Below are 13,128 nucleotides of genomic sequence, written 5' to 3'. Positions count from 1 at the left end.
CCATGCCATCAAGGCAATGCCCGCAGACAGCCTGGCCATTTTCCGCTAGGGTAGCGGCTCCCACCACCCAACGATTGCGCCCGATATGCAAGAGATACTCGACGAGATTGCCGCCGAGCTGGCCCTGGAAACCGAACGCGGCACCGTAGCCGACTATATCCCCCAGCTGGCTCATGTGGACCCCAGCCAGTTCGCGATCAGCTTGACCACGGTCGAAGGCCAGCGTTTTTCGGCGGGCTGCGCGACGACGCCCTTCTCGATTCAGAGCATTTCGAAAGTGTTCACCTTGACCATTGCGCTAGGCAAATGGGGCGATGGGCTGTGGTCGAAAGTCGGCCGTGAGCCCTCCGGCGATCCGTTCAACTCCATCGTTCAGCTCGAGCACGAGAGCGGTAAACCGCGTAACCCGTTCATCAATGCCGGGGCCATTGCGGTAGTGGATGCCATCATGATGGGCCACGCGCCCAAAGAGACGCTGGCGGAGATATTGAGCTTCGTGCGCTATATCGCCGACGACAACAGCATCTGTTTCGATCATCAGGTCGCCGCGTCGGAAATGGAGCACAAAGATCGCAATGCGTCGCTGGCCCACTTCATGAAGGCCTTTGGGCGGCTGCGACACGATGTCGATAAAGTGCTCGGCACCTACTTTCACCAGTGCGCCATCGCCATGAGCTGCGACCAGCTAGCCCAAGCTGGACTCTTCCTGGCCTCCGACGGGGTCAACCGGCCCAGCAATTTGCGGGTGGTGTCGCCCCAGCGTGCGAGGCGGATCAATTCGCTGATGATGATGTGCGGCCACTACGACGCCTCGGGGGAGTTTGCTTTCCGCGTAGGCTTACCGGGCAAGAGCGGCGTGGGCGGCGGCATTCTGGCCATTGCCCCAGGGCGTGGATCGCTGGCGGTGTGGTCGCCGGGGCTGGATCGCTTCGGTAACAGCCTGCTAGGCGCACGGGCGCTGGAGATGTTCGTACAACGCACCGGCTGGTCCGTGTTTGGCCACTAGATTTTAGCCACTAGGTTTTAGCCACCAGGCGGGGTTAGCTCTGAACGCTCTCTTGCGCTTGCGGCTCTAGGTGCCGAGCCGCTTCCCAGGCCTGCACGTTGCGTTTCACCTCCAGCCCCCAGCGGTAGCCACCCAGCGCGCCGCTTTGCTGAATCACCCGGTGGCAGGGAATCCACAGCGCCACCGGATTCGCGCCCACCGCATTCCCCACCGCCCGAGATGCTGTTGGCGCGCCTAGCGCCTGGGCAATGTGCGAATAGCTGGCGAGCCGTCCGTCGGGAATCATCAGCAGCGCGCGCCATACGTTGAGTTGGAAATTGGTGCCGCGTACGTGTAGCGACAGCGCCCCCGGCGCAGCCGTTTTCCCTGGCTCGAACAGCGCATCGACGGCATAGCGGGTCGCCTCTGGCTGGTGGCGCACCGTGCTGCACGGCCACTCGGCGGCGAGCTGAGCCAGCATCTCTGCCTCGGACGTGGCGGCTAGAAACCCCATTCGGCAAATACCCCTTGGCGTCGCTGCCACCAACACCTCGCCAAACGGCGTGGGGTGAATGCCATAAACGATCTCCACACCCTCCCCTTGGCGCTTGAACTCGCCGGGTGTCACCGCTTCGAGCGTCACAAAATGGTCGTACAGCCGCGAGCCCCCACTCAGGCCCAGCGCATGAGCGGTGTCGCTAAGACTCTGGGCCGAAGCAATGAGCTGCTTTCCCCGCGCCAGCGTCAGCGCCTGCAAAAAGCGCTTGGGACTAACGCCTGCATAGCGGCAAAACAGCCGCTGAAAATGGAACGCGCTCAAATGCACCTGCGCCGCCACCGTCTCCAAACTCGGCTGCTGGGTGGCGTTGGCCACCATAAAGGCCATGGCTTTTTCTATACGGGCATAGTCGTTCATCGCGTCGGTCTCTCAGGCATCGTTGCGAACCACCTATCGTGACCCAAGCATAACCAGCGAGCACGCCCAACCCCACCCGAATCTTGCGCACGTCACATATCAATTTTGTGCAATACCCAGATCGCGCCCCGCTTGCACACTATCACCTCCCTTCTGGAGGATCATCATGAGCACATCGCTACTGCTACCCATGTCGGCCTTTGCCCTGGCGGCGTCCATTTCACCGGGGCCGGTCAATATCGTTTGCTTGAGCAGCGGTACCCACTACCCCCTTCATAAAGGGCTCATCTTCGTGACCGGAGCGACGCTTGGGTTCCTTGCGCTGTTTCTGGGCATTGGCGTGGGGCTCTATTCGCTGCTGCATGTCACGCCCTGGCTAGAGGAGGCGCTACGGTGGGCCGGTATCGTGTTCTTACTCTACCTCAGCGTACGTTTATGTCAGCACGATGGACGAGTGAGCGAGCACGACCCCCACAAAGCCCCCGGCTTTATCACCGGCGCGGCCATGCAGTGGCTCAACCCCAAAGCGTGGCTGGCCTCGGCGGCAGGCATTGGCGCGTATACCAACGGCAACGATCCTTACTTGATTGGCCTATTCGCCGCGCTTTATCTACCGATCTGCTGGCTGTCGCTGGCCAGCTGGGTGTACGCGGGGGCGTTTCTCAAACGTTACCTGCAACGGCCTATCGTGCTCCTGACGATCAACCGCTGCTTGGCGGTCGGCTTGGCAGGGAGCGCGCTATTTCTACTTCTTGAATGACGGCGCACGGTATTGGTGGGGCGTCGCCGCGACCAGCCGCTTGAAGGTTCGCTGAAAATGGGGCTGATCGTTGAACCCTGCCGTGAGCGCCGCCTCGACGATGGGCTGACCTTGCCTCAGCACCGCCTGCCCTAACTGAATACGCTGATCGATCAAATAGGCATGGGGCGTCAGGCCGTAGTGCTGCTTGAACGCGCGAATCAAATGCCCCGTGCTGTACCCCGTTTGCTGGGATAACTCTTCCAGCGAAATATCGCGGGCGCAGTGCGTGCGCAAATAGTCTGCCACTTGGGCCAGCAGTTCAGGCGTCGGCGCGGGTGCCAGAGGTGGCTCCTCCGCCAGTTCGCTCATCAGCGTAGTGAGATAGGCGGTGACTGCCTGCCGCTTGCGCTCGATCGCGACGTGCTCATCCAACAAACCGCCGGCCATCTCGCAAAACGAGTGGAAGAGACTCGGCCGGCGGATGACCGCAGTCGCAATGTCTTGCCACTCTGGCGCAGGTAGTAGGCCAAGCCCATAGCGCAACTCGCTCATCCAGCGAGCATCCACATACAGCATGAGGTACGCCCAAGGTTGATTGGCGATGGGGTTACAGGCATGCACCCAGTGAGGGTTCATCATGACCAGGTCACCGGCACGAATCTGATGTGAGACATCACGATAACGAAACGTACTGACTCCGGCGGTCACGGCCCCCAGCGACCAATGCGCATGGCTGTGCGGTGCATAACATACCTGCCGCGCATCCTGAATCTTGCGCAGTTCGACGTGGGGCATACGCGCGTCACGCCAGAAAATAGGCTGTGCTCTATTCATGTTCACCTATCCGTCCACCCTCGTCTTGACCGCTGCTCTTCCCCACTAAACATGGCGATAAATCACCAGAAGACGATGACCCAACCGTTGCTCTAATAGCTCCGCTTGCTGGGGGCTCACCGCGCCCGTTCTGGGGTTAATCGCCGTGAGAGAAAAGCGTGAAAACCCTTGCATAAAGGAGTAGTTGAGTTGGTTCACGCTGGCCACACTTCCACAGCATGGAAGCGGTTGCGGCATGAGCCCAAACCCGCGCACTAAATCGTAATCTTGATCCATCAGAAGATGCCACTGGGGAAGGGTCAGCTCCTGCCCACACAGGTGGCAACGAACGTACTCGAAATTACTACCGCAGTCATGAAACTGCACGTATTCAGACACGGCGGCGTCAAGCGATTCGGCTTCCGGCATCCATTGCCATAACGTCTCCTTAGCACGGGATACCTGCTCCTCAGCCGGCAGGTAATGCGGGTCTGCTGGAATAAAAACGATGTGGTGATCGCTCATAGGGTTCGATCCATGACACATGAAGACGCATACTCACTACTTTCCAGAACCACTATGGCACTTTTGAGCGGAGCTCTCTATAAAAGTACCGCCATGCCCTAACGCTGCCCGCCGCATGGTCTACGCTGGACAATACCCTTTTACATACACAGTATGGGCCGCCGAAAGGATCGGCAATGCCATTCACGTCAGGAGGACACCATGGCCAGTCAACCCCCGACACATCGGGATGCGGTTAAACTGTTCGCCCGCTTGGGCTACGCCTCGCGGGGGGTCGTGTATTTACTGGTAGGCGGCTTAGCCGCGCTCGCCGCGTTAGGCCAGGGCGGCCAAACCGAAGGCAGTCGTGGCGCACTAGAGAGCGTATTGGCCGCTCCATTCGGCAAAGTAATGCTGGGTATCATTGCCCTTGGGCTAGTGGGCTACGCCACTTGGCGCACACTGCAAGCGCTTCAAGACACCGACGGCCATGGCAGTCAACCCAAAGGGTTGGCGATCCGCGCGGGATTGCTGGTCAGTGCCGTGACGCACACGCTGCTGGCTTTTTTTGCGGCTCAGTTGATCGTCAGCTTGGGCGCATCCGGTGGCTCTGGCAGCGGCTCACAGGATGCCGCTGGCTGGCTGATGCAGCAGCCATTAGGGCGCTGGCTGGTCGCGGCGGTAGGCGCGGTCTTGATTGGCGCAGGCATTGCCCATGCCATCAAAGGCTGGAAAGCCAAATTCGACCGCCACTTCTCCATGCCCACTCACGTGCAGCGTTGGGCATACCCCGTCTGTCGCTTTGGCTTGGCGGTGCGGGGTCTCGTCTTTGTGATCGTGGGCAGCCTATTTATCATCGCGGCGTACCAATACAATCCTAGCCAAGCAGGCGGCACGGCGGAAGCCTTGAGCACGCTGAGACACCAAGCCTTCGGCCAGTGGCTGCTTGCGTTCGTTGCCATCGGGCTGTTCGCATTCGGCGTGTATAGCCTCCTCACGGCGATTTATCGCCGCATCAACCCTTCCGTATAGCGACTAGACCCATGGCCTTCACTTCCACGCGAACCAAGCAGTGGTTCGAGCGTATCAACGGCTCGAAAAACATGCTGTGGCTGCTCGCCACGCTCTCTTTCCTAGAGACCATCATTTTGCCGATTCCCATCGAACTCGTGCTGATTCCGCTCATGGCGGTGAATCGTCAACGCATTTGGGCAATGGCCACCGCCACCACGCTGGGCTGTTTAGCGGCGTCCATCGTCGGTTACGGCGTGGGCATGGTGTTGTACCAGTCCGTCGGCACTTGGTTCATCGACTTCATGGGAATGCAGCAAAGCTATCAGGCGTTTCAGAGCTTCTTCGACCAGTACGGTTTTGCCGCTATTTTAGCGATTGGCATTTTGCCGATTCCGTTCCAGGTGGCGATGATTACCGCTGGGCTTTCAGGCTACCCGATCGTGCTGTTCGCCCTGGCAGCACTGATGGCTCGCGGGCTGCGCTACTATGGCCTGGCGTGGCTGGTACATCGTTTTGGGCACCGAGTGGAAAGCATGTGGAAACGCCACGCGCTGAAGACCAGCCTAGCGCTGGGCAGTGTGGTGCTTCTGTTGGTGCTGGGGATGCAGGCGCTGGCGGGGCTGATCGTGTAGAAAACACAATAGCCGCCAACGTTGGCGGCTATTAATGGGCGCTCGAATCACGTTACTGAACGTAGTAGCCGCTCACCCGCCACGTGCCCTCTTCCAGATGTGGCGTGACGACTTCGACCACGCGTTGGTTATTCGTGAACTGGGTTTGAAAAGCGAACTCTTTGTAGTCGTTGCTCGGCGCCCCAGGCATCGAGGTGTACTGCGACATGCGGATGCGCCGCCGCGACTCGACGCTGCCCAAATCGTTGCGGGCCAGCGTCACCACGCGCTGCAGCATGGTGGGGGAAAGCGGCGTCTTCAACAGCGGTGACGACTTTTCCCAAGCCTGCTCATATTCACCTTGATCGATCGCTTCCAGCCAAGCGAGCGCGGCCGCTTCCGCCGCCTCGGTGGTAGACGCCTGCACATAAGAAGTCATCGCCAGGAGCAACGCAGAGAGAATGAGAGCAAAGGGTTTTGGCATGGCAGCCTCGTATGGCAATCGAATGTGTCGTGCGACTTTAGTAGTTATCGGACCATCACACGATTTCTTTAATCACATTAACCCTAAAGCGCTAGCCAAACTGTGAAAGAGTGCAAACTTGATCGCCGCTTGGCCAAGCCACTCCTACGCCTTCTCAAACCCCAACCGCTCGTTTACTATGCGCCTCCTCATTTATGTCAGCCCTCACCATTAGGCCACTATGTCCGTCAACGCGCTCTACACCGACCTGTCTGGCTACTACGATTTGATGTGCGTCGACATCGACTACCAGGCCCAGAGCAACGCCATTCGTCGTCTGCATCAGATTTTTGGCAACGAAGGCAAACGCCATCTGGATGTCGCCTGCGGCACCGGCCCCCACGTGCGTCATTTTCTGGATGCTGGCTTCACCAGCAGTGGCTTGGACATCAACCAGCCGATGTTGGATATCGCCGCCCAACGCTGCCCAGAGGCAAGCTTCTCACTGCAGGACATGAGCCGCTTCGAGGTCGATGAGCCGCTGGACCTCATCACCTGCTTTCTCTACTCCATCCACTACAACGATGGCCTGTGCAAGCTCGGCGACTGCATCGCCAGCGCTCACCGCGCCTTGAACGAGGGCGGCGTGTTCTGCTTCAACGCGGTGGATAAACAGCGAATCGATAACGAGCTGTTCGTCAAGCACACGGCCCAGCAGGCGGAGGAGACGTTCTCTTTCCGCTCGGGATGGCACTACAGCGGCCAGGGGGAGCGGCAGTCGCTGCGGCTGAGCATCGAAAAAACCACGGCGGAGACAACGCAAGTGTGGCACGACGAGCACCCCATGGTGGCCGTCAGTTTTAGCGAACTCATCGCCCTGCTGGAGCCTACCTTCGAGGTGCACGTGTTCGAGCACGATTACCAGACCATCACGCCCTGGGATAACGTCTCAGGCAATGCGATCTTCGTATGTGTGAAGCGCGAGCGCCTCGCTTAACCGTTATCGTTGGGGCGAAGCTGCCGCTGGACGCCCATCAAGAAATTACGCAGCATTTGGTCTTTGCACTCGCGGTAATTCTTGTGGCTGGGCTTGCGGAAAAACGCGCTGAGTTCGTGAGGGCTAAGCGGCAGGCCCATCTGATCGAACACCTCTAAAATATCCTCCGCCTTCATGTTCAGCGCGATGCGCAGTTTCTGGAACACCATGTTGTTGTTCAACTGCGCTTCCGGGGCAGGCGGTGGGCCTTCGCGCTTGCCCCGCTTGAAGCTGATGAAACCGTTCAAAAACGCCGCCAGCTCTTTGTTCTTCATGGTCACGAAGGCGTCGTCTTCGTCTTTTTTCAGCCATGCCGTCACCTGCTCCTGGGTCACGTTCACGTCCGCCAGGGCGAAGATCTTGACGATGGTGTTGTCTTTTAAGTCGAAGGTGTAGCGAATACGGCGAAAAATATCGTTATTGGTCAAAATGGGGTCCTAGGCGTGGGTGAGCGTGGCCAACAGGTCATCGATTTCTGCTTTCAGCTCGTTATCTTCGATCGTTTGGGCGCTGGCCTGGGCCTGCTGCAAGCGTTCAATGGCCGCCTGGTTGTCGCCCAGCTCCACGTGCAGCGCCGCCATGGAAAACCCAATCGAAGCAATGTGGTCATTCGACTGCTTCGCGACCGCTTTATCCAGCGCTTTTTGGTAGATGGGCAGCGCGTCCTCTAGCTCTTCGGTGAAATCGGCCAGGGTTTCCCACTGCTCCGGGTGGTCTTTCTCGGTATTTTCGTGCTCGGTGCAGATCGCCTCAAGCTCGGCATACAGCGCTTCAAACGTGGCGCGGTCATCTTTGGCAGCCGCCTTCATCAGCTTTTCGGCGAGCTCGTACACCGCCTTGTAAATTTTGGTGTTAATCATCGACCACGACTCTGTTCATTCGGAATGGATGCAAAACGCCCCACATGCATGTGCGTTTAGCGTCATGACAGGATTATACCTGGTTGGGATGGAGGCACGGGCAAAGGTGGAGTGGAAATAAACGCGTATTCGAGCGTCGAACGGCTGATTTTACGCTATGCTGCACCACTTTTTTTATTTTCGACACCCCATACGCCACTCTGTCAGAGCTTCTCATGCCCTTTTCAACCCTAGGCTTGTCCCGCCCGCTCGTTCAGGCGATTACCGAACTCGGTTACCAAACGCCAACGCCCATCCAAGAACAAGCGATTCCTGCCATTCTGTCGGGCAAAGATTTAATCGCCACCGCACAAACCGGCACGGGCAAAACCGCGGCTTTTGTGTTGCCGCTGCTGGAACAGTTCAGCAAAGCCGCAGAACCGCTGCGCGGTAAACGCATTCGCGCACTCATCCTTGTACCCACTCGCGAGCTGGCGGTTCAGGTGGACGCCAGCGTGGCGCAATACGCCAAGCATACCCCGCTCACCTCAATGGCCGCGTACGGCGGTGTGGATACCGCGCCGCAAAAAGAGCGCTTGATCGAAGGGGTGGATATTCTGGTCGCCACACCGGGCAGGCTGCTGGATTTGGCGCACCAGCGCGCGCTGCACTTCGATGAACTGCAAGTCATGGTATTGGACGAAGCAGACAGAATGGTCGATATGGGCTTTGTCGATGATATCCACAAAATCATCGTGCGCCTGCCAGAGAACCGACAGAACCTGCTGTTCACGGCCACCATGACCAACGACGTGCGCGCCATCGCCCACGCGTTTTCAGACAGCAAAATGACCGACATGGCGGCGAACATCTCCATTACGCCCAACGTGCGCGCCGCCGCCACCATCAAACAGTGGCTGATCACGGTCGACAAAGACACTAAATCTGCCCTGCTGAGCCACTTGATCAACGAGCAAGCGTGGGATCAGGCGTTGATCTTCGTCGAGAAAAAACATAGTGCCGCCAAGCTGGTCGCCCAACTGGAGAAGCGCGGTATTCAAGCGGATTCCATCCATGGCGGCAGAAGCCAGGCCATGCGCGAAAAGGTGTTGGATCAGTTCAAAACTGGCGAACTGAAGTACTTGGTGGCCACTGGCGTCGCCGCTCGGGGGTTGGATATTGGCGAGCTCAGCCGCGTGGTGAATTACGATTTACCCTTCCAGCCGGAAGAGTACATCCACCGCATTGGCCGCACCGGCCGCGCGGGTGCCTCCGGTGAAGCGATCTCGCTGGTCGATATCAGCGACTTTAAAAACCTGTGTGCGATTGAAAGGCGCTTGAAAAACACAATTGAGCGCAAAGAAATAGAAGGGTTCCCGGTCAAAAAGGCCGTGCCCGCGTCTAACTTGAACCACGTTAAAAAAAGCAGCCGTTAAGCGTTCACCAAGAAGCTCACCTTTAAGAATACCAGGGTGAGCTTCACCTCTACTCAGCGGGCGAAAAAGCGTTCAGCAGCTCGGCATTCGTCGGGTATTTCTCTAACAGCGCAAGCAGCTTCTGCGCGCCTTCTATGGGCTTAAGCGGTGTTAACGCTCTGCGCAGTGTCCTTACTTTTTTAAACTCTTTCGCATCGATCAAGAGCTCCTCTCGGCGGGTACTGCTTTTGGCAATATCAATCGCCGGGAAAATTCGTTGATTCGCCACGTCCCGTGATAGCACCAGCTCCATATTGCCCGTGCCCTTAAACTCCTCGAAAATCACCTGATCCATTCGGCTTCCCGTCTCCACCAGCACGGTGGCTAGAATGGTGAGCGAGCCGCCGTTTTCGATGTTTCGCGCCGCGCCAAACAGTTTGCGGGGGATTTCCATCGCCCGGGAATCCAGCCCACCCGACATGGTACGCCCATTACCCCGCTGCTCGGCATTGTGAACCCGCGAGAGCCTGGTGAGTGAATCGATCACGATCATCACATCATGCCCCTCGCCTGCCTGCTGACGCGCTGACTCCAGCAGCTGATCGGCCATCCGCACATGGTGAGCGTAGCTTTCATCAGACGACGAGGCATGCACTTCAGCCGACACGCTGCGCTTAAAGTCGGTGACTTCTTCCGGGCGCTCATCTATTAGCAACGCATACAGCTTTATCTCCGGGTAAGCCTGCGCCACGGCTTGGCAGATATGCTTCAACAGCGTCGTTTTGCCAGAACCGGGGGGTGCCACAATCAACCCCCGCTGCCCCATGCCAATGGGTGTGAGCAAATCCATCGCGCGCACGGTGCTGGGCTGATCACTCGGCGCTAAATACAGACGTGGGGAAGGATGAATGGCGGTGCCGTTGAAGAAGCGTGTTATGGGGTCGTTGGAGGTTGGGTCTTCGACTGCGTTGGTAGGTTTGGGCTGTGGAGGTCTTTTGGTTTTTAGCGTGAGGGTTTTGCGGGTCATGGGTTGGGGCCGTCTTGTCAAAGTGGGGATTCGTGGTTGGCCATGTTCGCGATTACTCGACGGCGGATGTAAAACCTAGGCAGGATATTCAACGCTCTCTCTGACGGAACACAGCTTCTTTTCGGGCTGCTGGATATTTACCGACGCTAGCACAATACGGATGGCATAGGGCACCTGGGCTGCCGTCGAAAAGGGCGCAACGGTGGACACGCTGATGCGCTGTTGGTGGTCATGCATTATTCGTAGTGGCTCCAGAGCCTCAGAACTTTCACCACCCGTTTCTCTTCCAGTACTTGGTAAACCAGACGATGTTGAATATTGATGCGGCGTAAATAGGCCCACGCGAGATCCCCTATGAGTTTCTCGTACGGAGGCGGCTCGCGGTAAGGGTCTTCTGCAATTAACGCCAACAATTCCTGGGCTTTTGGTTTGAGGCCGCTGGAGGCGAGTTTCTTTGCATCTTTCTGGGCGTGCTTGGTGTAAACCAACGTCCATGTCACCAGTCCAGCTCCTCATCGCACTCGTCCAAGGGGGTATCCATCCCCTCACGAATAGCCTCCCGCATACCCGGTACGGAGAGCAGGTAAAGTGTTTCCTGAATGGCAGACCAGTCTTCCTCGGAAACCAGGACGGCTTTGTTCCGCTTGCCCATGATAACGATGGGCTGGTGAGACTCGGCGGTCTCGTCGATCAACCGATATAAGTTGCTGCGCGCCTCAGTGGCTGTGATTCCGGTCACGACGCACCTTTTGTGTATACAGCTTTTCACTAAATGTACGCCTCTCGGTACGTACGTCAAGGCGGACGCCTTACATAACTCCGGTGGTAATGGGTGACAAAGGAACGCAGCGTAGTTGGCGTCCCGTTGACCATATTGTTGGATTTTATTCACTCTCGCGGTATAACCCGAAATCCCGTCGGCACCAGCATGAATACACCTTCCTCGAACTTTTCAAATGGATCCTGAATCATTTCGATCGACGGGGATTGAGTCTCAATCTGGGTTACTCTATATATCCAATAATCAGAACGTCTCTGCTTTGCAACGCCCCACTCATTTGAGCTAATTTCAAATGCCCCTGACGTTCCTGTTGAGGATTTAACTTCGATGAGTTTTTCGTTCCCGTCAATGGTGAAAGAGAGTACGTCATATCCTGCAGCGGTGTTCGTTAAAGCTACATGTTTGATCAAACCAGCTAGATCCTCTCGGTCCGCCTTTCGGAGGCGTGCCCGCTCGTATTCCAGTACGAAAAGTTCACCTAGCTCCCCAATTTCTCTAGCCTTTTTCTGTAGTTCCTGAAAAAGCTCGGGGGTAATTTCAGTACCAGGTAAGAATACCCCCCTTCCGGCGTGCTCTTTCTTTGATGACTCAACACGGTGCCTGCCTTTTTCAGATAAGGCCCAGACACCGTGACGACTTCCGTCTATAAGACCACGCTTTCGGAGATCATTACGGGCCCAACGGACCATATTTTCCCATTTTGGCCGTGGTGTACCATTTGATTCGTATACCTTCTCCGCTAAATCAAACTCGGTTAGAGAAAAGTAGTTTGCTAAAGAACCATAAACCGAGAGGCCATCATCATTACTATCTGATGGGCGAACCTCCCCCCCTCGACGATCAATTTCCGCCAAAAGTGGGTCTTGTATTTCTTTATACTTTGGCAACATTGTTCAGCCCGATAAGAATCCAACGCAGAGCGCAACGGCGCGAGCTGAGCGTCCGGCACACGAAGTGTGCGAATTGACGCGTATTGTTATGAGCTTTGTAAGCCATAAAAGTCTTGGACTTCCTCTTTTGTGAGACCCATAGGGTACACCCCATTGGGATCTTCCCAGCACGCGCCACAAGTATTGCACCGGTACAGCCCTGCCTGCCTCTCCCAGTTCGGAGCTACTAGAAGAGTCAATATTTCGTCCCGGCCCTCAAGGAACGGGTGCGTCCAATATTTCCGGCACAGATCACAGCCTGTTGCCGGAAACATTATTGGCATGAGCTATACCTTATAACGCTTGCAGCATGCGAGCCCACGAAATGAAGCTGAAGGCGCAATGTAGTGGACGTCGCTGAGCCCGCACTGATTATGCGAGACGAGCGTCAGCCTGATAGTCCGGGAGAATTCCCCAATTATCCTCAAATTCGGCAACATCCTTGATATTGAGAATCGCCTGCGGAGAAGCGCCACCTCTGGGACGGCGATAGTCATGCCTCTCCATAAAAGCCGTGTATCGGGCGACGATCTTCTCTTGTATGTCGCGTTCAGTGCAGATGAAAAATCTTGCTCCGCTGATTCCTGAATCACCCAGCCGCACCAAAACCCACACTAAATTAGGGTGTTTAAGCGGTTTCAATGGACCAATTGTTTGACGATTATCCTCGTCGATACTGTGGTCGCACCACTTATCGACAGAGGACTGAACCAACGCCCCCCTCGTACTCGCTTTAACCTGAACAGGAAATGACTTGAGAGATTCAGAGTGAACCGCTGTGACATCGAATCCGGGAACATTTCCAGAATAAGGAGAAGCGAAGTAGCCAAGCGTCCCTAGTACCGCCGACACTAGATGCTCACCAACCTGTCCCGTTAATTTATTCGATACGCCCGATGCCATACTCTCAACTATTCCTTAGCGCATAACGCCGCCAGCATGCGCGGCTTTGTAGTGGAGGCGAAGCCACAACGAAAAAGGCGTCGCCGTGCCTGGCCTTGTTAAGGGCTGAGCTGATAGCTCCAATCCCGATGCTTAGCCCTGTTGGGCTTG

17 protein-coding genes are annotated in these 13,128 nt (G+C 56.7%); 6 read left to right on the top strand and 11 right to left on the bottom strand.

Annotated elements, in window-relative coordinates:
• The first annotated feature begins 85 nt into the window (after positions 1-85).
• Complete coding sequence (locus tag MHM37_RS15390) at positions 86-1,006, top strand: glutaminase (protein WP_239297243.1); 921 nt, start codon at positions 86-88, stop codon at positions 1,004-1,006.
• A gap of 34 nt (positions 1,007-1,040) precedes the next feature.
• On the opposite strand, the gene MHM37_RS15385 is transcribed toward MHM37_RS15390, so the two are convergent.
• Complete coding sequence (locus MHM37_RS15385; protein ID WP_239297244.1) at positions 1,041-1,901, bottom strand: methylated-DNA--[protein]-cysteine S-methyltransferase; 861 nt, start codon at positions 1,899-1,901, stop codon at positions 1,041-1,043.
• A 166-nt stretch (positions 1,902-2,067) separates the two neighbouring features.
• On the opposite strand from MHM37_RS15385, the gene MHM37_RS15380 reads away from it, so the two are divergent.
• Positions 2,068-2,661, top strand: coding sequence for a LysE family translocator (locus MHM37_RS15380; RefSeq protein WP_139528169.1), 594 nt, complete (start codon positions 2,068-2,070; stop codon positions 2,659-2,661).
• Here MHM37_RS15380 and MHM37_RS15375 read toward each other — a convergent pair.
• A complete protein-coding gene (locus MHM37_RS15375; RefSeq protein WP_239297245.1) occupies positions 2,647-3,477 on the bottom strand; it encodes an AraC family transcriptional regulator in 831 nt (276 codons plus the stop codon). The two genes, MHM37_RS15380 and MHM37_RS15375, sit on opposite strands and share 15 nt — an antisense overlap.
• Positions 3,478-3,522: 45 nt before the next feature.
• Positions 3,523-3,981, bottom strand: coding sequence for a hypothetical protein (locus MHM37_RS15370; protein ID WP_239297246.1), 459 nt, complete (start codon positions 3,979-3,981; stop codon positions 3,523-3,525).
• Positions 3,982-4,182: 201 nt separating this feature from the next.
• Between MHM37_RS15370 and MHM37_RS15365 the strand changes: the two genes are divergently transcribed.
• Positions 4,183-4,992 carry a DUF1206 domain-containing protein gene (locus MHM37_RS15365; protein ID WP_239297247.1) on the top strand — a complete coding sequence of 270 codons (810 nt, stop codon included), beginning with the start codon at positions 4,183-4,185 and terminating at the stop codon, positions 4,990-4,992.
• A gap of 11 nt (positions 4,993-5,003) precedes the next feature.
• Positions 5,004-5,606, top strand: coding sequence for a VTT domain-containing protein (locus MHM37_RS15360; RefSeq protein ID WP_239285954.1), 603 nt, complete (start codon positions 5,004-5,006; stop codon positions 5,604-5,606).
• Between the two features lie 52 nt (positions 5,607-5,658).
• On the opposite strand, the gene MHM37_RS15355 is transcribed toward MHM37_RS15360, so the two are convergent.
• Positions 5,659-6,069 (bottom strand): DUF4019 domain-containing protein, encoded by a 411-nt coding sequence (locus tag MHM37_RS15355; RefSeq protein ID WP_239297248.1) that lies wholly within the window; start codon positions 6,067-6,069, stop codon positions 5,659-5,661.
• A gap of 220 nt (positions 6,070-6,289) precedes the next feature.
• Between MHM37_RS15355 and MHM37_RS15350 the strand changes: the two genes are divergently transcribed.
• Entirely contained in the window at positions 6,290-7,045 is a 756-nt protein-coding gene (locus MHM37_RS15350) for a class I SAM-dependent methyltransferase (protein WP_239297249.1), read from the top strand.
• Here MHM37_RS15350 and MHM37_RS15345 read toward each other — a convergent pair.
• Together MHM37_RS15345 and MHM37_RS15340 are read right to left on the bottom strand one after the other, a co-directional pair.
• A complete protein-coding gene (locus tag MHM37_RS15345) occupies positions 7,042-7,512 on the bottom strand; it encodes a DUF1456 family protein (protein ID WP_219863421.1) in 471 nt (156 codons plus the stop codon). The two genes, MHM37_RS15350 and MHM37_RS15345, sit on opposite strands and share 4 nt — an antisense overlap.
• 9 nt (positions 7,513-7,521) lie before the next feature.
• Complete coding sequence (locus tag MHM37_RS15340) at positions 7,522-7,944, bottom strand: tetratricopeptide repeat protein (RefSeq protein WP_219863419.1); 423 nt, start codon at positions 7,942-7,944, stop codon at positions 7,522-7,524.
• 215 nt (positions 7,945-8,159) lie between these two features.
• Here MHM37_RS15340 and MHM37_RS15335 point away from each other — a divergent pair, with 215 nt between their 5' ends.
• Positions 8,160-9,359 (top strand): DEAD/DEAH box helicase, encoded by a 1,200-nt coding sequence (locus MHM37_RS15335; protein ID WP_239297250.1) that lies wholly within the window; start codon positions 8,160-8,162, stop codon positions 9,357-9,359.
• Between the two features lie 49 nt (positions 9,360-9,408).
• On the opposite strand, the gene rho is transcribed toward MHM37_RS15335, so the two are convergent.
• The 5 genes from rho to MHM37_RS15310 all read right to left on the bottom strand — a co-directional run bounded on the left by rho (position 9,409) and on the right by MHM37_RS15310 (position 12,978).
• Complete coding sequence (gene rho / locus MHM37_RS15330; protein ID WP_239297251.1) at positions 9,409-10,365, bottom strand: transcription termination factor Rho; 957 nt, start codon at positions 10,363-10,365, stop codon at positions 9,409-9,411.
• A 236-nt stretch (positions 10,366-10,601) separates the two neighbouring features.
• A complete protein-coding gene (locus MHM37_RS15325; protein ID WP_239285964.1) occupies positions 10,602-10,865 on the bottom strand; it encodes a Txe/YoeB family addiction module toxin in 264 nt (87 codons plus the stop codon).
• Positions 10,862-11,104 carry a type II toxin-antitoxin system Phd/YefM family antitoxin gene (locus MHM37_RS15320; protein ID WP_239297253.1) on the bottom strand — a complete coding sequence of 81 codons (243 nt, stop codon included), beginning with the start codon at positions 11,102-11,104 and terminating at the stop codon, positions 10,862-10,864. The genes MHM37_RS15325 and MHM37_RS15320 overlap by 4 nt, the downstream gene beginning before the upstream one ends.
• Before the next feature lie 149 nt (positions 11,105-11,253).
• A complete protein-coding gene (locus MHM37_RS15315) occupies positions 11,254-12,000 on the bottom strand; it encodes a DUF3883 domain-containing protein (protein ID WP_239297255.1) in 747 nt (248 codons plus the stop codon).
• A gap of 447 nt (positions 12,001-12,447) precedes the next feature.
• On the bottom strand, positions 12,448-12,978 hold the full coding sequence (locus MHM37_RS15310; RefSeq protein WP_239297257.1) for a hypothetical protein: 531 nt from the start codon (positions 12,976-12,978) through the stop codon (positions 12,448-12,450).
• Positions 12,979-13,128 lie beyond the last annotated feature (150 nt).

This window comes from Halomonas sp. MMH1-48, assembly GCF_022348105.1.
GTDB lineage: Bacteria > Pseudomonadota > Gammaproteobacteria > Pseudomonadales > Halomonadaceae > Vreelandella > Vreelandella piezotolerans.
Note: the sequence above shows the minus strand (reverse complement) of the source record. Positions and strands in the feature narration are given on the sequence as shown.